This window comes from Rhodococcus sp. NPDC049939, assembly GCF_040656415.1.
Taxonomy (GTDB): Bacteria; Actinomycetota; Actinomycetes; order Mycobacteriales; family Mycobacteriaceae; genus Rhodococcus_F.
Genome location: NZ_JBFAMC010000001.1, coordinates 1,324,480 through 1,342,597, shown reverse-complemented (window position 1 = coordinate 1,342,597; position 18,118 = coordinate 1,324,480). Strand labels below are relative to the sequence as shown.

General features: G+C 64.4%; 16 protein-coding genes. 7 read left to right on the top strand and 9 right to left on the bottom strand.

Annotated elements, in window-relative coordinates; all coding sequences use genetic code 11:
- The first annotated feature begins 177 nt into the window (after nucleotides 1-177).
- The 3 genes from AB0I57_RS06145 (at nucleotide 178) to AB0I57_RS06135 (ending at nucleotide 3,555) form a co-directional block, all read left to right on the top strand.
- The gene (locus tag AB0I57_RS06145; RefSeq protein WP_358333213.1) at nucleotides 178-672 is read left to right on the top strand and encodes a PH domain-containing protein; all 495 of its coding nucleotides are present in this window, start codon (nucleotides 178-180) and stop codon (nucleotides 670-672) included.
- Between the two features lie 77 nt (nucleotides 673-749).
- On the top strand, nucleotides 750-2,591 hold the full coding sequence (gene ilvD, locus AB0I57_RS06140) for a dihydroxy-acid dehydratase (protein WP_358331261.1): 1,842 nt from the start codon (nucleotides 750-752) through the stop codon (nucleotides 2,589-2,591).
- A 103-nt stretch (nucleotides 2,592-2,694) separates the two neighbouring features.
- Complete coding sequence (locus AB0I57_RS06135) at nucleotides 2,695-3,555, top strand: hypothetical protein (protein ID WP_358331258.1); 861 nt, start codon at nucleotides 2,695-2,697, stop codon at nucleotides 3,553-3,555.
- 108 nt (nucleotides 3,556-3,663) lie between these two features.
- On the opposite strand, the gene AB0I57_RS06130 is transcribed toward AB0I57_RS06135, so the two are convergent.
- The gene (locus AB0I57_RS06130) at nucleotides 3,664-4,527 is read right to left on the bottom strand and encodes a DoxX family protein (RefSeq protein ID WP_358333210.1); all 864 of its coding nucleotides are present in this window, start codon (nucleotides 4,525-4,527) and stop codon (nucleotides 3,664-3,666) included.
- A 98-nt stretch (nucleotides 4,528-4,625) separates the two neighbouring features.
- Between AB0I57_RS06130 and AB0I57_RS06125 the strand changes: the two genes are divergently transcribed.
- Entirely contained in the window at nucleotides 4,626-5,780 is a 1,155-nt protein-coding gene (locus AB0I57_RS06125) for a PQQ-dependent sugar dehydrogenase (RefSeq protein ID WP_358331255.1), read from the top strand.
- 78 nt (nucleotides 5,781-5,858) lie between these two features.
- On the opposite strand, the gene gatB is transcribed toward AB0I57_RS06125, so the two are convergent.
- The 4 genes from gatB to AB0I57_RS06105 all read right to left on the bottom strand — a co-directional run bounded on the left by gatB (nucleotide 5,859) and on the right by AB0I57_RS06105 (nucleotide 10,520).
- Nucleotides 5,859-7,370 carry an Asp-tRNA(Asn)/Glu-tRNA(Gln) amidotransferase subunit GatB gene (gatB, locus tag AB0I57_RS06120; protein WP_358331252.1) on the bottom strand — a complete coding sequence of 504 codons (1,512 nt, stop codon included), beginning with the start codon at nucleotides 7,368-7,370 and terminating at the stop codon, nucleotides 5,859-5,861.
- Between the two features lie 42 nt (nucleotides 7,371-7,412).
- Nucleotides 7,413-8,444, bottom strand: coding sequence for an ATP-dependent 6-phosphofructokinase (locus AB0I57_RS06115; protein WP_358331249.1), 1,032 nt, complete (start codon nucleotides 8,442-8,444; stop codon nucleotides 7,413-7,415).
- A 111-nt stretch (nucleotides 8,445-8,555) separates the two neighbouring features.
- Nucleotides 8,556-9,218 carry a response regulator transcription factor gene (locus tag AB0I57_RS06110; protein WP_358331246.1) on the bottom strand — a complete coding sequence of 221 codons (663 nt, stop codon included), beginning with the start codon at nucleotides 9,216-9,218 and terminating at the stop codon, nucleotides 8,556-8,558.
- Between the two features lie 96 nt (nucleotides 9,219-9,314).
- The gene (locus tag AB0I57_RS06105; protein ID WP_358331243.1) at nucleotides 9,315-10,520 is read right to left on the bottom strand and encodes a histidine kinase; all 1,206 of its coding nucleotides are present in this window, start codon (nucleotides 10,518-10,520) and stop codon (nucleotides 9,315-9,317) included.
- A gap of 139 nt (nucleotides 10,521-10,659) precedes the next feature.
- Between AB0I57_RS06105 and AB0I57_RS06100 the strand changes: the two genes are divergently transcribed.
- Together AB0I57_RS06100 and AB0I57_RS06095 are read left to right on the top strand one after the other, a co-directional pair.
- Nucleotides 10,660-11,292, top strand: coding sequence for a hypothetical protein (locus tag AB0I57_RS06100; protein ID WP_358331240.1), 633 nt, complete (start codon nucleotides 10,660-10,662; stop codon nucleotides 11,290-11,292).
- Nucleotides 11,289-12,740 (top strand): alpha/beta-hydrolase family protein, encoded by a 1,452-nt coding sequence (locus tag AB0I57_RS06095; RefSeq protein WP_358331237.1) that lies wholly within the window; start codon nucleotides 11,289-11,291, stop codon nucleotides 12,738-12,740. Before AB0I57_RS06100 ends, AB0I57_RS06095 begins: the two co-directional genes overlap by 4 nt.
- Before the next feature lie 18 nt (nucleotides 12,741-12,758).
- Here AB0I57_RS06095 and gatA read toward each other — a convergent pair whose 3' ends face one another.
- The gene (gene gatA / locus AB0I57_RS06090; protein ID WP_358331234.1) at nucleotides 12,759-14,240 is read right to left on the bottom strand and encodes an Asp-tRNA(Asn)/Glu-tRNA(Gln) amidotransferase subunit GatA; all 1,482 of its coding nucleotides are present in this window, start codon (nucleotides 14,238-14,240) and stop codon (nucleotides 12,759-12,761) included.
- Nucleotides 14,237-14,536, bottom strand: coding sequence for an Asp-tRNA(Asn)/Glu-tRNA(Gln) amidotransferase subunit GatC (gatC, locus tag AB0I57_RS06085; protein ID WP_358331231.1), 300 nt, complete (start codon nucleotides 14,534-14,536; stop codon nucleotides 14,237-14,239). Before gatC ends, gatA begins: the two co-directional genes overlap by 4 nt.
- A 243-nt stretch (nucleotides 14,537-14,779) precedes the next feature.
- On the opposite strand from gatC, the gene AB0I57_RS06080 reads away from it, so the two are divergent.
- A complete protein-coding gene (locus tag AB0I57_RS06080) occupies nucleotides 14,780-15,430 on the top strand; it encodes an ACT domain-containing protein (protein ID WP_358331228.1) in 651 nt (216 codons plus the stop codon).
- A 21-nt stretch (nucleotides 15,431-15,451) separates the two neighbouring features.
- On the opposite strand, the gene AB0I57_RS06075 is transcribed toward AB0I57_RS06080, so the two are convergent.
- Both AB0I57_RS06075 and ligA read right to left on the bottom strand, forming a co-directional pair.
- Nucleotides 15,452-15,940: a GNAT family N-acetyltransferase gene (locus AB0I57_RS06075; protein WP_358331225.1), complete on the bottom strand. Its 489-nt coding sequence runs from the start codon at nucleotides 15,938-15,940 to the stop codon at nucleotides 15,452-15,454.
- A gap of 57 nt (nucleotides 15,941-15,997) precedes the next feature.
- The gene (ligA, locus tag AB0I57_RS06070; protein ID WP_358331223.1) at nucleotides 15,998-18,088 is read right to left on the bottom strand and encodes an NAD-dependent DNA ligase LigA; all 2,091 of its coding nucleotides are present in this window, start codon (nucleotides 18,086-18,088) and stop codon (nucleotides 15,998-16,000) included.
- Nucleotides 18,089-18,118 lie beyond the last annotated feature (30 nt).

The following is an 18,118-nucleotide window of genomic DNA, read 5'->3' as shown; positions in this document are numbered from 1 at the left end:
GAAGAATCGACTCAGGCGACGACGCGCCGGCCGATTACGAGCAACTCATTCTGTTTCACGTGCTAAACGGTAGGCGCGTGAAGTGTGAACAGTCAACTTCGTGAGTCGTCCGTCCCAGAATGTAAGATACATCGGCTGCAATGCGAAGATGAAGAGGTGTCAACTCCGAAGCAGCCCGTGCCACCAGAACCATCATCCCATACGAAGAACCCGCCAAGTCAGGTCATCAGAATTTCTCCGCTGGCCTACCTGGGATGTGCCTTTCTCCTTTTCGCCGTGTCGTTTCCCATCTTCGGCTGGCCTGAAGCCTTCGGTTGGCTCATCATCGCGCCGATAATTGCCGCAGTCTGGGTCGCGCGGGTGCGCACCACCGTCACTCCCGACGGACTCACTGTGCGCAAGCTGATCCGCAGCCAGTCGCTGTCGTGGTCTCAAATCACGGGGTTCCGATTTCCCAAGCGCAGCTGGGCGCGGGCGACGTTGACCGACGGCAGTGAAGTCTCCCTGCCCGTGGTCACCTTCGATCGACTACCCCAGATCGCAGCCGCCAGCGGCGGCCGCATCACCGATCCCTATGCGGCAGCGGCGGCCGCAGAGGAATCCGCCAACCAAGGCGACCCCGAATCGAACGGCGGGCACCCGACAGGGAACCAGTCGGACGCAGACGACTGATAGTGCTCGAGTAGCGTTCGCCTGTCTCCTTCTACCGTTTGCCCATCCACTCAGTACGCCGACCAAGGAAGGCGCTCATGCCACCGCTGAGGTCCCGAACCACCACCGCCGGAAGAAATGCCGCGGGCGCCCGCGCACTTTGGCGCGCCACAGGAATGACGGACTCCGACTTCGGAAAGCCGATCGTCGCGATCGCCAATTCGTACACTCAGTTCGTTCCCGGGCACGTCCATCTCAAGAACGTCGGCGACATCGTTGCCGACGCTGTGCGCGGCGCCGGAGGGGTACCTCGCGAGTTCCACACAATTGCGGTCGACGACGGGATCGCAATGGGGCACGGCGGCATGCTGTATTCCCTTCCCAGCCGGGAGATCATCGCCGACTCAGTCGAATACATGGTCAACGCACACACCGCCGACGCCCTTGTGTGCATCTCCAATTGTGACAAGATCACCCCCGGAATGCTCAATGCTGCAATGCGTTTGAACATTCCTACCGTGTTCGTCTCCGGCGGGCCGATGGAGGCGGGCAAGGCTGTCGTGGTCGGTGGGGTCGCGCAAGCCCCCACCGACCTCGTCACCGCGATCTCTGCGAGCGCGAACGATTCGGTCAGTGAATCCGGTCTCGAAGAAATCGAGCGAAGCGCATGTCCCACTTGCGGTTCCTGCTCGGGGATGTTCACGGCCAATTCGATGAACTGCCTCACCGAGGCCCTCGGTCTCGCGTTGCCTGGCAACGGATCGACCTTGGCCACCCACCAGGCCCGCCGTGCACTCTTCACCCGGGCAGGAACAACCGTCGTCGAGGCTGCCCTGCGCTATTACCGTGACGAGGACGAGTCGGTCCTTCCTCGGAACATTGCCTCTCCCCATGCATTTCGTAACGCCATGGCACTCGACGTCGCGATGGGCGGATCCACGAACACTGTCCTGCACACCCTCGCGGCAGCACAGGAGGGTGAGATCGACTTCGATCTCGACAGCATCGACGAGATCAGCCGCAACGTACCCTGCCTGTCGAAGGTGTCGCCCAACTCGGACTATCACATGGAGGACGTCCACCGGGCAGGCGGAATTCCCGCCCTCCTCGGGGAACTCCACCGCGCCGGGTTACTCGAGACCGACGTCTCCTCCGTGCACACGAAGACCCTCGACGAGTGGCTCGATACCTGGGACATCCGCTCCGGCACAGCGTCCGCCGAGGCGCTCGAACTGTTCCGCGCGGCCCCTGGTGGCGTGCGCACCACCGAACCGTTCTCCACGGGCAACCGCTGGAGTTCGCTCGACACCGACGCGGTGTCCGGTTGCATACGCGACAAGGAGCACGCCTACACCGTCGAGGGTGGGCTGGTGGTGCTGCGCGGCAACATCGCTGTCGATGGTGCCATTCTCAAGACCGCCGGCATCGACGAAGAACTGTTCTCCTTCCAGGGGCCTGCGCTGGTCGTCGAGTCGCAGGAGGAGGCCGTCTCGACAATCCTGCAGAAACGAATCAAGCCCGGCGACGTTCTCGTCGTACGGTACGAGGGCCCGAAGGGCGGACCTGGCATGCAGGAAATGCTGCACCCCACCGCTTTCCTGAAGGGGGCAGGCCTCGGCAAGCAATGCGCGTTGATCACCGACGGACGGTTCTCCGGCGGAACCTCCGGCCTGTCGATCGGGCACATCTCCCCGGAGGCGGCGGGTGGCGGTGCGATCGGCCTCATCGAAAACGGCGACCAGATCCGCATCGACGTCGCCACCCGAGCCCTCGAGGTCCTCGTCGACGATGCGGTGCTCGCCGAACGGCGCGCCAAAATGGAAGCAAGAGAGCAGCCGTGGCAGCCGGTGGACCGCGACCGCACCATCACTACCGCACTGCGCGCCTATGCCGCGCTGGCGACGTCCGCTGACAAGGGGGCCGTCCGGCAGGTTCCGTGATCCAGGACTCCGCAATGGATCCCGCCACACATGTTCTCGGCACGAAAGGGCCGTTCTGGTAATCACTCTTCACCAGTCGGTCGGCCGTGATGAACTTGCGCGCATGAGCGATGATGCAACGACTACGACACGGCTGAGTGTGGCCGAGGTAGCCGAGTCCGTGAAGGCCACGACCGACGAGGTGATCCGTGCAGCCGGCCTCGAGCAGGCCGAATTGAGTGATGCTGCGAGACAAGTAGGACTCGACCCGATAGAAGAGCTCCTACGGGTGGCTGTTATCGAGGTTGAGCACCTAGAGCCGCTCTTCAAACGGATCGTCTACCAACGGAAACGCGAGGCGTATCAGGAGTGGCGTGTACGCGATGCGCGCCGGCGGCGGACCGAAGAGCGTGCACGGCGGGAGAAAGTCGAACGCGTGCAACAGGCGACCGTGCGGAAGATCGAATCACTGCGACGAGCCGACTCTGTGGTCCGACACGACGGCGGGCGAGTCATCGTGATATCGGACGGCATCGAGCACCTACTCGAACACGAGGAAGTCAAACGCGTGCACGAGGCGCCCGCGCAAGAAGTCGAACCACTGCTCGAATCACTGCTCGAATCCGTCCGGCGCGCAGACGCAATGGTCGGGTACCAGGATGGGCGGGTCACTGTGACGTTGGACGGCATCGAGCATCGACTCGACCAGGCCGACGCGTCGGACCTCAACCGCCAGGCCTGGGAGGCGAGAAGAAGCCACGTACAGGGACATCGAAGAAACACGGGCCGAGCAGACGGGCATGTCCGCGCCACCGAAGATGGCTCATTGATCGTGACGTTGGACGGTGTCGCGCATCGAATCGACCGGGACGACGAGCAAAACTTCAGGAAGCGTTTGCTCAACCTGACCAACTGCATCGATCAGACCCGGGCGGTGTGCTCTCCAGCCAAGAGCTGCGCACGCTGCAAACAGGCGGAGAAATAGTAGGCCGGGTCACAAGGTCGCCGGCTCACTGCGTGCAGGCGACCCATAGTGAACGACTCCATCACGCGCGGCTCCACGTGTGCGGCGAAGCGGAGGAACAGAGCAGGATCAGATGAGCGGGTTGGCGCCGTTCAGGAAGATCCATACGCATACTCCGGCTGCGATACCGAGGATCAGAGCAGCGAGCGAACCGATGAACGGCCGTGTTGCCCACCCCCGGCGACCATCCAGTGAGATGCGACCCGGGCCTGTGAGAATGATCACGCCGGCGCACACTCCCAACAGCGTCTCGTATTCGGTGCCCGCGGGCGCGAAATACTCGAGCCCCGGCTGACCAATCTGCCGGAACGCCCACGCGTTGATCATCACCGCGAGCACCGATGCAGCCGCGAGCGGAGTCAGTAAACCGACAATCAGCAATGCGCCGCCAACGACCTCGCCGACAGCCCCGAGGACCGACAGAAGCTTCGCTTGCTGGAAACCCCCGTTCGCGAGCATTTCCTCGAAACCGCCGAGACCCGGACCGTTCCACATCCCCGTCAGCTTCTGCAGACCGTGCACCAGAATCGTGCCCCCGACCGCGAGGCGCAGGACCAGTAGACCGAGGTCCAGCGTGCCGCGGCCGATCTCGACATCGCCCCCGCCAATCCGGGGCGAGGAGACATCCCTCGTACTGGGGTGTTGCCCGACAGGTGCCTCGCCGAGCGCTCGCGTCGACTGCTTCGAAATCCCGGAAGTCTCCGACGGCCGATACGAGGGGATCTCCTCGGTGACGGAGTCCGCACTGAACGCATTGCCGGGGTCGAGCTCGTCGTCGGTGTGCAGGATGACCTGGTCAGGGGGGCCGGATGACGATGCGGGCGACGGAAACCGCTCGGTGGGAAGGTCGAAAGGGCTCCCAACCTCGCCGTGGCCGGACGTGTCGCCTTGCTTCGAACCTTGGTCCCCCGACTCCTTGGGATCTTTCCGCATGTCAGTCACGCCGTTCAGCGTAGGGCGATCGACGCGACATCTCCGGTAAAGGGAACCGGCGTGGCGGCGTGAGCCCACACTTCCGTAACGTCTCCATCATGATTGTGGGTGGGAAGCGCCGGCGCGCCTCTGGCAGATCTGTGATGGCGGTGTCCGCGGTGTGCGTCACCGCGATCCTCGCTGCGGGGTGCGCAACATTCGACGACTCCGCTTCCTCTCCTTTTTCACCTGAACCGACCGAGGCGGTGGGCGGCGAGGTCGAACCGAGGAACCCCCCGCCGACCCCCGACGAGATACCACCACCAACCCAGCTCGGACCGTGCGAGGATCCGGACCCCAGCGTGATTGCCACCTGCCTTGGCACCACCGGCGGATTGGTCGTCCTCCCGGAGGGGGACACTGCGCTCGTCGCCGAGCGCCGCACGGGACGCATCATGGAGGTCGCAGAGGGACAGACACCCCGAGAGATCGCACACGTGGACGTCGACGGCAGTTCCGATGGCGGACTACTGGATATCGCCCTGTCGCCGACTTTTGTCGAGGACAACCTGATCTACGCATACGTCACCACGCCAACCGACAATCGGGTCGTGCGGATCGCGCCGGGCGACACCGCAAAGGAGATACTCGGAGGGATCCCACGGGGAGCAACCGGCAACACCGGTTCACTCGAATTCTCGGGCGACGATTTGATGGTCCTCACCGGCGACGCCGGAAATCCGGCCGCAGCCGCCGACCCCGCTTCACTCGCAGGGAAACTCCTGAAGGTCACAGCCCTGTCTCCTGCATCGATATCTGCGCAACCGCGACCGCAGGTGATGTTGTCAGGCATCGGCACGGCGGGTGGTGTATGCGTCGACCCTGGTGTCGCGGTTTGGGTCACCGACCGCACCCCACTCGACGACCGCTTGCAGCGCGTCGGCGCCGACGGGTCGGCATCCTCCTCACCGGCGTGGACGTGGCCCGAGCGTCCAGGTGTCGGTGGCTGCGTCGCTGCAGGAGACGTCGTCGCCGTGTCGTTGAGCACAGGCGAGGGTATGGCGGTGCTCGCTGCGGACCCGGACACGGGCACCGTGACCACCGCGCCCAACGTAATTGCGCAGGACCGTTACGGCCAGCTCGGCGGCGCCGCACTCGGACCGGACGGCATCATCTGGGTGAGCACGGTCAACAAGACCGCCGGCGAACCTGGGCCCACCGACGATCGTGTCATCAAGATGCCCCTGCCCTCCGGCGGCGGCGGATTCGACTGATCGCGCCGCCCGCCTTGGGAAACGGGACCGTTCGTCCAGTCGATCCGAGCAAATCGTCCCGTTCGGGAAGAAGGATGTCTAGCTGCAGGCTTCGACGACGAGTTCCTTGACGCGGGCAGGATCGGCCTGGCCGCGAGTGGCCTTCATGACGTCTCCGACGATCTTGCCCGCAGCCGCGATCTTGCCCCCGCGAATCTTCTCGGCGATGTCGGGGTTCGCGGCCAGAGCTTCGTCGACGGCCGCTTTGAGCTTCGTGTCGTCGCGTTCGACGACCAACTCGGGACGGTTCGCGACGACCTGCTCCGGATCACCCTCTCCGGCGAGAACGTAATCCACCACCTGCCTGGCCATCTTGTTGTTCAGCTTCCCGCTGTCGATCAGCGAAATCACCTGCGCGACCTGGGCGGGCGATATCGGAAGCTCGGCCAACTCCACGCCGCGGGTGTTCGCCTGCTGAGCCAGGTACGACACCCACCACGACCGCGCGGCTTCCGGTTCCGCACCGGATTCAGTCGTGGCGATTACCAGGTCGAGGGCTCCGGAATTGACCAGGTCGCGCATTACCTCGTCGGAAACGCCCCAGTCGGCCTGAATCCGCGCGCGGCGGACCCACGGTAACTCGGGGAGAGTGGCCCGCAGTTCTTCGATCCACTCGGCACTGGGTGCAACCGGTTCGAGATCGGGCTCTGGGAAGTAGCGGTAGTCTTCGGCCGTCTCCTTGCGGCGACCCGGTGACGTGGTGCCGTCCGATTCCTGGAAGTGCCGCGTCTCCTGGATCACTTTTCCGCCCGCCTCGAGAACCGCGGCCTGGCGGCGCATCTCGTACCGGACCGCCGCCTCGACGCTCTTGAGCGAGTTGACGTTCTTGGTCTCGGTCCGGGTACCGAACTCGGAGGCACCGATCGGCATCAGCGACACGTTGGAGTCGCAGCGCATCGAGCCCTGATCCATGCGGACGTCCGAGACCTCGAGCGCCTTCAGCAGATCGCGCAGCGCGGTGACGTAGGCGCGAGCCACCTCAGGAGCACGTTCACCGGCGCCGACGATCGGCTTGGTCACGATCTCCACCAGCGGCACACCTGCCCGGTTGTAGTCGAGCAGGGAGTGGCTGGCACCGTGGATGCGCCCGGTCGCACCACCGACGTGCAATGACTTGCCGGTGTCCTCCTCCATGTGCGCACGCTCGATCTCCACCCGCCACGTGCTGCCGTCGTCGAGGACGACGTCGAGGTAGCCATCGGTGGCGATCGGCTCGTCGTACTGAGAAATCTGGTAGTTCTTGGGTTGATCCGGGTAGAAGTAGTTCTTCCGCGCGAACCGGCCCCAAGGCGTGATCGAGCAATTCAAAGCCAGCCCGATGCGGATCGCCGACTCCACGGCCGCCGCGTTCACGACCGGCATCGCCCCCGGCAGGCCCAGGCACACGGGGCAAACCTGTGTATTCGGCTCGGCGCCGAACTCCGTGGGGCACGGGCAGAACATCTTGGTATCGGTGCCGAGTTCTACGTGCACCTCCATGCCGAGAACCGGCTCGTACTTGGCAAGCACATCGTTGTACTCGAGGAGGCCCGGAGCGTCGACAGCAGTCATACCCGAGAGTTTATGCGGGCAGATCCATCACCGAAAACTCGGTCAGCCGAAGAACGCAGACACCTCGTCGTACCGTTGTCGGGGCACCGTCTTCAGCCGTCGCGTGGCGTCCGCGAGCGGGACCAGATCGATCTTGGTTCCGTGCATCGCGACCATGTTGCCGAAATCGCCCCTGTGCGCCGCATCGGTGGCGTGCACTCCGAACCTGGTCGCGAGTACCCGGTCGAACGGGGTGGGAGTGCCACCACGCTGGACATACCCGAGAACCGTCGTCCGCACCTCCTTGCCGATGCGGCGTTCGATCTCGACGCCCACCTGCTGCGCGACCCCGGTGAACCGCTTGTGCCCGTACTCGTCGATACCACCTTCGCGCAGGGCCATCGACTCGGGAGTCGGAGCGGCGCCCTCCGCGATGACGCAGATGAAGTGCGAATCGCCCCGCTCGAATCTCGCCTTGATGAGCGAGCACACCTCGGCCACGTCGAACGGGACCTCGGGCACGAGGGTGAGATGCGCGCCGCTCGCGAGGCCCGAATTCAGCGCAATCCAGCCAGCATGCCTGCCCATCACCTCCACGAGCATCACCCGCTGGTGCGATTCGGCGGTGGTGTGCAGACGGTCGATCGCATCGGTGGCGATGGAAATCGCCGTATCGAAGCCGAACGTCACGTCGGTACAGTCGATGTCGTTGTCGATTGTCTTCGGTACGCCGATCACGGGTACACCACTGTCGGAGAGCCAACTCGCGGCGGTGAGTGTGCCCTCGCCTCCGATCGGAATGAGGACGTCGATTCCGCTGCTGTCGAGTGTCTGCTTGATCTGGTCGAGCCCAGCCTCGAGCTTCCCCGGATTCACTCGCGCAGTGCCGAGGATGGTGCCGCCGCGGGTCAGAATGCGGTCCATCCTGTCGTCATTGGACAGTTCGACCTTGCGGTCCTCGAGCAGCCCTCGCCATCCGTCTCGGAATCCGACCACCGAGCTGCGATACCGCCCTTCCGCTGTTCGCACCACCGCCCTGATTACCGCGTTGAGTCCGGGGCAGTCGCCGCCGCCTGTGAGGATTCCGATCCGCATCCAGACACCCTCTTCCTGTGATGATGTTGATGACTGTCCTGTTCATCGTTCCCCTGTTCATATTGCCGCCCCACAGCGTTTCGGGCATCTCGGACGGCAAGCCGACGACTGTCAGCCCGGGGTGACGAGACCACTTTCGTATGCCAGCACCACCGCCTGTGCGCGGTCCCGGAGGTTCAGTTTCGACAGCACCTTGCCGACGTGCGTCTTGACGGTTTGCTCGGCGACGAACAGCTTTTCTGCGATTTCAGCATTCGACATGCCTCGGGCGATGAGTTCGAGCACCTCGCGCTCGCGCGGTGTCAGTGCGGAGATTGCGGTCGTCTCCAGGCGCGACGAACTACGGCGACGGGTCACATCGGCGATCAGCCGCCGGGTAACCGTTGGTGCGAGAAGCGCCTCCCCGTCCGCGACAACCCGTACCGCGCGGATCAACTCGTCCGCGGGAGCGTCCTTGAGCATGAACCCACTGGCCCCGATGCCCAGCGCCTCGTAAACATAGTCGTCGACATCGAAGGTCGTGAGCATCAGCACCCGCACCGGTGGATCGAACCCCGCTGAGAGGATGATGCGAGCGGCGTCGAGACCGTTCATTTCCGGCATTCGGACGTCCATCAACACGACGTCCGGACGCAGGCGCCTCACCTCGCTCACCGCCACCGCGCCGTTGGGAGCGTCACCGATGACGCTGATGTCGGGCTGCGATGCGAGGAGGGCTCCGAAGCCCTGCCGGACCATGGCCTGGTCGTCGGCGATGAAAACGGTGATAGCCACGCCGCAAGACTAGCGTTGATCATCCTCGAGTCACCGGGTGCTGACCAAGCGTTTCGGAGTAGGGTTTCTCGGCCACCAAAAGGTGCAGGGGCCTGTCTACGCCGAGATGGACGGAAGATTCGGGGAAGGCACGAACGTCGCACTCACCTCGAACCCACCGCTTTCGCGCGGCCCGGCGACGAGGACCCCACCAACCGCGAGCGCGCGTTCCCGCATTCCGATGATCCCGTGCCCACCTGACGATTCCACGATTGGGATGGCAGCAGCTCCCGGTGACGAGCCGTTGACGACCGAGAGCGTCGCCGGATTCGAGTACGAGATATCGACGAGCACCTCCGCACCGGGTGCGTGCCTCGCCGCATTGGCCAGAGACTCCTGGAGAATTCGGTACATCACGAGACCGACGGACTCCGACAGCCGGCTCGGCTCTCCCTCGACGTTCCACACGACCGGGATTCCTGCCCTGCGGCTGCTCTCGAGCAGTTCGCCGATCTGGTGGGCCCCCGGCTGAGGTTCGTGCTCGGCGGTTTGCCCATCGCTGCGCAGCACACCGAGCAGTCCACGCACCTCGTTGAGGGCGGCGCGGCCTGCGGCGCCGATCGATTCGAACTCCGCGCGCGTCTCGTCCGACATACCGGCAATTCGGTACGGCGCGCTCTGCGCCTGCACGACGACCAATGACATGTTGTGCGCCACCACATCGTGCAGATCGCGCGCGATCCTTGCCTTCTCCTCGAGAACCGTCCGCCTGGTTCGTTCGAGCTCGCTCAACTCCTCCTGGCGCGCGAGTTGCCGCCGCGACAGCACGAGCCAGTGGACGAGCAATCCGAACCCGACGATCGCCGTCAGGCCGACCGCCCAGCCGAGGCCATCACCCCCTGGTGAGTCGGCGAGAAACAATGCCACCGTCGAGATCCACACCACAATCACGACCGGAAGAGCCGCCCGCATACTGACCGCGGCCAGCAGCACGAGCAAAACCAGGATGTGAACCACCTGCCACGGATAGTCGTAACCCCCCTGCAGCGCAAAGACCCGCGGAATCACGAGAGCCGATACAGCAGACACCGCCCATGCCAGCGCTGGATTCACCCGGATCAGCAGGAACGGGAACGCCGCAAGTGCCGCGACGATCGGTTGGAGGGGAGGGCTGACCTGATGGGTCAGGTGCAATGTGGGCCAAGCCACTGCAAACAGGATCGCTGTGACCAGGACAATCGCCGCATTCAACCATTGGTCTCTCGCGACTCTTCGACCGCGCGTCTTCACGTTCACACCGTCGACACTAAAATCCGCGGTCACGGCATGTCCTCACACTCTGGGTCGATGTTCACATAGCTCCCAGGTATGAGACACCACTCCCCCGCCCCCTCGAGGAGAGGCACCGAACCGGACTCCAGGGTGATGTGGCTGTGCAAACCTCGTTCATAGCGTCGGCCTCATGCCAACGACGAGGAAATCCAGAACGACTCGGACCGCGCTGGTTCTTGCGGCGACAGCACTACTGACCACGACCGGATTCACCGGCGCCGCCGACACGCCTCGGCACGAGGACGCCATCGCGTCGGCGGCAGTGCGCGCGCTGACCTCACCCGATGATCCCGCCGACCACTTCCTTCCGGCGGACTTCGATTCCGTAATGGGCTATACACCGCTGCGAATCGACGGGATCATGGCCAATCCGAGCGGGGAGTGTTCGTCCCCGGTGCCGCTGCCAGCCGAATTCGACACCTCTTGCAAGGCACACGATCTCGGCTACGACCTCCTCCGCTACGCGTCACATTCTGGTGCCGAATTGGGCCCGTGGGCACGCAAGAGCCTCGATGCTCAACTCGATCAGCGGATGCGCACCGCATGTGAGGACCGCATCGACGAGCAGACCAGAGCGCAATGTTTCGTGATGGCGAATGTAGCGACTGCAGCTGTTGCCGGAAATAGTTGGCGGCAGGGCTATTCGACTCCGATCACCGAACCCTGGCCGAGCTATGCGCTTGCCGGCAGTTCAGTGGCGATACTGGCCAGTGTGGCGTGGATGACGCGCCACCGTCCACGAGTAGGTGGGGTCCCAGCATGACCACCGGTATCCTGGCTGACCCCAGATATGCTGCCGAGCCTCGCTATTCGCGGGTCACAGCATCGTTGGCACGTCTAGTGGGTGCCGCACAGATTCCGATCCCCGCACTCCCCCGCGTGTCCACCACGATCGCTGTCACAGCCCCAACGCTTGCGTCGCTCGCACCGTCGCTCCTACCCCGCGATGTCTTGACACAGGCGGTGTTCAGCGGCGTTCTCGCAGCCGTCGGTCTCGGCATCGTAGTCATCGGCCGCACATTGGTAGGGCTCATCAGGCACTCGCGCCAAATTGCTCCGCGCGAGTCGGCCCAGGTCCTGACTCTGATCGGATCGATGATCGCCGTGAGCTGGATGATGATCCTCGCCGACCATTGGCAGGATTCGTTGCGTGCAGCCATGGGCTTGCCTGCCATCGGGCCTGTGTACTGGATGCAGGCTATCGCTTGGACCACAGTGACATTCGTTACCGTCGTCGGTTTCGGAAGCGCAGTCGCCGCGGTCGCCCGACGCCTGGGCTGGATCGGCAGCGCGGCCACCGCAGTCGTTCTCGGGACCGTGATCCAGCTGGTCGCCGGACCAGCACTGTGGGCGATGACGGCCCGCTCCTACAGCGACTCCGACGCCGTCGTCGATGTGTCGCTCCAGCGGCCGATGTCGGGCGCACTGTCGGGAAGCCCCGAATCCGCAATTACCTGGGAATCGCTCGGACGTCAGGGGCGGCGCTTCATCGCTGCCGGCGCCCACTCACCCGGTATTCGCACCTACGTCGGCGTGAACTCGGCACCGAACGTCGAATCACGCGCAGCACTAGCCGTATCCGAGCTCGAACGGGTCGACGGATTCTCGAGGTCCGCCATCGTCGTCGCCATCCCGACAGGCTCGGGCTGGATCGACGAGAAGGCCGTCGACGGATTCGAGGAGCGTTTCGGCGGGGACGTCGCGACAGTCGGGATGCAGTACTCGCACCTTCCGAGTTGGATGACTTTCTTGTTCAGCCGTTCCGCAGCAGACGAATCGGCGAAAGCGCTGTTCGACGCAATTGCAAACCGGATAGACGACCTGCCGGCCGACAGGCCCCGTCCGGCACTTTACGTCTACGGACAAAGTCTCGGATCAGTCGGCGGTAGCTCCATTTTCGCGGACTCCGGCGAGAGGGGACGACAGGTGTGCGGCGCCCTGTGGGCAGGACCGCCCGCCAGATCCGTCTCGACGAACGGCGCCACTGTGCTCGCGAACACCTCGGATCCGGTGGTGTGGTGGTCCCCCGACCTGATCTTGCACCGTCCAGATCTCTCGTCCGCACACCTCGATGCACCGCTACCCCAGTGGATTCCGGGAATCACGTTTCTGCAGACGAGTATCGACCTCATATCCGCGTTGAACTTCTCACCCGGACACGGACATCGGTACGGGACCGAACAGGGCACCGCGTTGCCCGACTGCGCCTGATCCCGCAATCCGTTCGGGCTAGCTCGGCAACCCTACGGGACCACGAGCAGCCTCGTATGCGGCACCGACCCGGTACAACCGCTCATCGGCCAACGCGGGCGCCATGATTTGCAGACCGACCGGCAGACCGTCGTCGGCGGAGAGTCCGGACGGAACCGACATCGCGCAGTGGCCCGCCAGGTTCGTCGGCAGAGTGCACAGGTCCGAGAGGTACATCGCGAGCGGGTCGCCCACCTTCTCCCCCAGTTTCCATGCGGTGAACGGACTGGTCGGCGAGACCAGGACGTCAACCTTCTCGTAGGCCCTGTCGAAGTCGCGGGCGATGAGCGTCCGCACCTTGAGAGCCTGGCCGTAGTAGGCGTCGTAGTACCCCGCAGACAACGCGTAAGTACCGATCATGATGCGGCGCTTGACCTCGGGGCCGAAACCTGCGGCTCGCGTCGCGGCCATTACTTGATCGGCGCTCATACCGCCTTCGTCGACCCGCAATCCGTAGCGCATCGCATCGAAACGGGCGAGGTTGGATGAAACCTCACTCGGCAAGATCAGGTAGTACGACGCGAGCGCGTACTCGAAGTTCGGACACGATACCTCGACAACTTCGGCGCCCAGTTCGGTGAGCTGAGCGACGGCCGCATCGAACGACGCGATCACACCGGGCTGATAGCTATCGGAGTGCAGTTCCTTGACCACACCCACCTTCACACCCTTCAGGTTTCCCCCGGCACCCTCACGCGCAGCTGCGACCACCGGGCGGACCGGGGTGTCGATCGAGGTCGAGTCGCGTGGGTCGTGGCCGGCGATGACCTCGTGCAGTAGCGCCGTATCGAGGACCGTACGACCGCAGGGACCACCCTGATCGAGTGATGAGGCACATGCGACGAGGCCGAATCGGGAGACCGTGCCGTAGGTGGGCTTGGCGCCGACCGTTGCGGTGACGGCCGCGGGCTGACGGATCGATCCGCCGGTATCGGTTCCTATCGCGATCGGGGCTTGCCGGGACGCGAGCGCTGCGGCGCTACCACCACCCGATCCGCCCGGGATACGCGTGGTGTCCCACGGATTGCGGGTCGGGCCGTAAGCCGAGTTCTCCGTGGACGAGCCCATCGCGAACTCGTCGAGGTTGGTCTTGCCGAGGATCGGGATCCCAGCGCCTCGAAGCTTGCCGGTAAGCGTGGCGTCGTACGGCGCGATCCACCCCTCGAGAATTTTCGAGGCGCACGTGGTGGGCATATCCGTGGTGGTGAAGATGTCTTTGAGCGCCAGTGGCACGCCGGCCAGCGGTGAGGCCGGGTCGTCACCGGCGGCGAGGCTGCTGTCGACGGCCTTGGCCGACACGAGGGCCTGCTCGCCGGCAACGTGCAGAAAGGCGCCGAGTTCACCGTCGACTTCGGTGATCCGGTCCAGATGCGCCTGGGTGACCTCGACGGACGACACCTCTCGGCTGTGGATCTTCGACGCAAGATCTGCTGCGTCGAGAGTGGTCAGTTCGGCGCTCATTCGCCCTCTCCCAGAATCTGCGGTACGGCGAAGCGATCCTGTTCCACGGCGGGAGCGCCGGACAGTGCCTGCTCAGGAGTAAGGCCCGGAACAATCGAGTCGGGACGGGTCACGTTGGTGACCGCGTTCGGATTCGCCATAGGCGGAACATCCTCGGCCGGCACCTCGGTGACCACCTTCACGTGGCTGAGTATCGAGTCCAACTGACCGGCGAACTCGTCGAGTTCGGCATCGGTCAGAGCGAGTCGAGACAGCCGCGCGAGGTGCGCGACCTCGTCACGGGAGATGGCAGGCACCGCAGGCCTCCTTCGGTTCGGACGTACACAATGACCGTCCCAGCCTAGAGCGTTGCCCGATTGGTCATGCAGCCAGCGCCGCAACCTGCCATCGGTGGCGCGAACAGTGCGCAACCACCGAGCCCCGTCGATGACTAGGTAGAGCCGACGGGGAGGCCGCATGGTCGACCAAAGCAAGTGTAAGGATGGTCAGTGACGGGGTGCGGGTATTGCCGCGTCCGTCTCGGAGCGAAAGGGAGGCACGTGTCGTATCTGCTTCGCGTCGAGCTTCCCGACCGACCCGGGAGCCTCGGCGCGCTCGCCACGGCGCTCGGTTCGGTGGGTGCCGACATCCTGTCGTTCGACGTCGTGGAACGGGGTGCCGGATTCGCCGTCGACGACCTGGTGGTCGATGTCGAGCCGGGAGCTCTTCCCGACACTCTCATCACAGCGGCCGAGAACCTGCCGGATGTCAGCGTCGACTCCATCCGCCCCTACTCAGGACTCCTCGACACCCACAGGGATCTCGAGCTGATCGACCAGGTCGCCACCGCTAAGGACGACCGGTTGCAAGTGCTCGTCGACGGCGCGCCGCGCGTATTCCGGGTCGGCTGGTCCACAGTGGCCGATATCGGCCGACACGGCGTATACCGAGTGGTCGGTAGCTCGGGAGCACCGGAGACCCAGGCCGCCGACATACCGTGGATGCCGCTCGACAAGCCCACCGCGCTCGACGCCACCGACGACTGGGTACCACCGGCATGGCGTGAGCTGGACACCGCGCTCGCGGCTGCTCCCCTCGGAACCACCGGCCGCGTGCTGATCCTCGGACGACCCGGTGGACCGGAATTCCGCCCATCCGAAATCGCCCGGCTCGGCTACCTCGCAGGCATCATCGCGACCGTCCTGGGCTGAACGGCGTCAGGTGCGACGCGCCTACGAGATCTCGTACTTCAGCACTGTCAGCTCGACCCCTGGAACCGGTGCCCAGTTGCGTTCGGGTACCGGCGCGAAACCGGCTCGGTCGTATATGCGGCGGGCCGCCGCCATATCCGGCATGGTGGAGATCACGACGGCACGGTCGCCGCGATCGTAGGCCGTTTTCAACACCTCGTGCACCAGAGCCGTGCCGACCCCGGCACTGCGGGCTTCAGGTGAAACGGCGAGCATCCGGAATTCGAGCTCACCTGGTTCTGCCACTTCCGCATATGGCGACCCCGGTTCCGCGATCGTCACGGATCCCACGATCTGATCCCCCATCACGGCCACCTTGATATCTGCCATCTCCGCGCGTGCCGCCGTATCGCGAAGTTGGTCGACGTACGGAGAGTGTGTCTCCACGAATCCGCCACCGACATACACGATCAACGTGAGGTCGGCGATGGCCTCGTACTCTTCCGGGGTCGCATTCCGAATCTCGATCATGGTCAGAACTATGTCAGGAGAGCTCACCGCGCCCAAACTTCGGATGTGAGGTTCCCGTCACATCTGCGAATGAGTAACCGCTTCCGGACCGCCGGCGAGTAGCTGGTGAAATCCCTCCTCGTCGAGGACCGGCACCCCGAGTTCGACTGCCTTGTCGTGCTTCGAACCCGGCGATTCCCCGACCACGACGAAGGCCGTCTTCTTCGATACCGAACCCGCTGCCTTCCCGCCCCGGACGAGGATCGCTTCCTTTGCCTCGTCCCGAGAGAACGTCTCGAGAGAACCGGTGACAACTATCGACAACCCCTCGAGTGTGCGCGGAATGGATTCATCCCGTTCGTCTTCCATGCGAACACCGGCCGTCGACCACTTTTGCACTATCTCCTGATGCCAGTCGACTCCGAACCATTCGGCAACTGCTGCGGCGATGGTTCCGCCGACCCCGTCGACCGCCGCGAGTTCTTCTACGGTGCTGGTGCGGATTCGCTCGAGCGAACCGAATTCGCTCGCCAGCGCCCGCGCCGCCGTCGGACCGACATGCCGGATCGACAGTGCCACCAGCACCCGCCACAGTGGTTTGTCCTTCGCGGATTCGAGGTTGTCGAGGAGTCGTCGGCCATTGGCCGACATCCCACCGGCCTTGGTGCGGAAGATCGACGTCTTCAGCAGATCGTCCTCGGTGAGCGAGAACAGGTCGCCCTCGTCCCCGATCGCCCGCGCCTCGAGCAGGCTCGTGGCCGCCTCGTAGCCGAGCACCTCGATGTCGAACGCTCCGCGGCCGGCCACGTGGAACACGCGCTCCCGCAGTTGTGCGGGGCAGTACTGCTGGTTGGGGCAGCGTATATCCGCGTCGCCCTCCTTGGCAGGAGCGAGCAACGTGTTGCACTCCGGGCAATGAGTCGGCATCACGAACTCGTACTCGTCACCGGTTCGAGACTCGACCACAGGCCCGAGAACCTCGGGAATCACATCCCCCGCCTTGCGCACTACCACGGTGTCGCCGATGAGCACACCCTTTCGTTTGACCTCGGAACTGTTGTGCAGTGTTGCGAGCGAGACCGTGGAGCCGGCGACCGTGACGGGCTCCATGTAGGCGAACGGCGTAACCCGGCCCGTTCGCCCCACATTCACCCGGATGTCGAGCAGTTTGGTAGTTGCCTCCTCCGGCGGATACTTGTAAGCGATCGCCCAGCGGGGTGCTCGCGACGTCGAGCCCAAGCGTCGTCGCAGAGACATCTCGTCGACCTTCACGACCAAGCCGTCGATCTCGTGTTCCACGTCGTGGCGGTGCTCACCCCAGTACTGCACCCTCTCCACGACGGCGGCCGCTCCGGCAACGCGCACGGTGTGGGGAGAAACCGGCAGACCCCAAGCTGCGAGCGCGGTGTACGCGTCATGCTGCGTCGCGGGCTCGAACCCGTCGGTCCGGCCGAGTCCGTGGCAGATCATCCCGAGCCGACGGCGAGCAGTGACAGCCGGGTTCTTCTGGCGAAGCGACCCGGCAGCGGAGTTCCGAGGGTTTGCAAAAGGCGCCTTGCCTTCTTCGACGAGCGTGGCGTTCAGTACCGCGAAATCCTCGAGCCGGAAGAACACCTCACCCCTGACCTCGAGGAGTGCCGGAACGGGGTATTCGTCTGTGCCGGTGAGAGTTTCCGGGATGTCGGCGATGGTCCGCGCGTTGAGCGTCACTTCCTCGCCGGTCCTGCCGTCACCCCTCGTCGCGGCGCGCACGAGCCGGCCGTTCTCGTAGACGAGATTCAGTGCGACGCCGTCGATCTTGACCTCGCACAGGTAGTGCAGATCGGGTCCGGTCTGCTGCTCGACCCGGGCGATCCAGGCGCGAAGTTCGTCCTCGTCGAACACATTGTCGAGGCTCAGCATCCGCTCGAGGTGGTCGGCGGGAGCGAAATCGGTCGAAAAACCTCCCCCGACGAGTTGTGTCGGCGAGTCCGGGGTCCGCAAATCGGGGTATCGGTTCTCGAGCTCGCTCAGTTCGCGCAACAACGCATCGAACGCTCCGTCGGAGATCGTGGGCGCGTCGCGGACGTAGTAGCGGAACTGGTGCTCACGCACCTCCTCCGCCAGAGAGCTCCACCGCTCGCGTACGTCTGCCGGCGCCGGCGTGGGGGCTTCGGTCGATTCACTCACCCTCGAAGATTAGCCGGTTCGGCTAGCGCC

Bases quoted from the DNA above. Each gene is read 5' to 3' on its own strand.
- AB0I57_RS06095 (WP_358331237.1), top strand. From the start codon at position 11,289: ATGACCACCGGTATCCTGGCTGACCCCAGATATGCTGCCGAGCCTCGC.
- AB0I57_RS06130 (WP_358333210.1), bottom strand. From the start codon at position 4,527: ATGCGGAAAGATCCCAAGGAGTCGGGGGACCAAGGTTCGAAGCAAGGC.
- AB0I57_RS06075 (WP_358331225.1), bottom strand. From the start codon at position 15,940: ATGATCGAGATTCGGAATGCGACCCCGGAAGAGTACGAGGCCATCGCC.
- gatA (WP_358331234.1), bottom strand. From the start codon at position 14,240: ATGAGCGCCGAACTGACCACTCTCGACGCAGCAGATCTTGCGTCGAAG.
- AB0I57_RS06125 (WP_358331255.1), top strand. From the start codon at position 4,626: ATGATTGTGGGTGGGAAGCGCCGGCGCGCCTCTGGCAGATCTGTGATG.
- gatB (WP_358331252.1), bottom strand. From the start codon at position 7,370: ATGACTGCTGTCGACGCTCCGGGCCTCCTCGAGTACAACGATGTGCTT.
- AB0I57_RS06100 (WP_358331240.1), top strand. From the start codon at position 10,660: ATGCCAACGACGAGGAAATCCAGAACGACTCGGACCGCGCTGGTTCTT.
- ilvD (WP_358331261.1), top strand. From the start codon at position 750: ATGCCACCGCTGAGGTCCCGAACCACCACCGCCGGAAGAAATGCCGCG.
- AB0I57_RS06115 (WP_358331249.1), bottom strand. From the start codon at position 8,444: ATGCGGATCGGAATCCTCACAGGCGGCGGCGACTGCCCCGGACTCAAC.
- AB0I57_RS06135 (WP_358331258.1), top strand. From the start codon at position 2,695: ATGAGCGATGATGCAACGACTACGACACGGCTGAGTGTGGCCGAGGTA.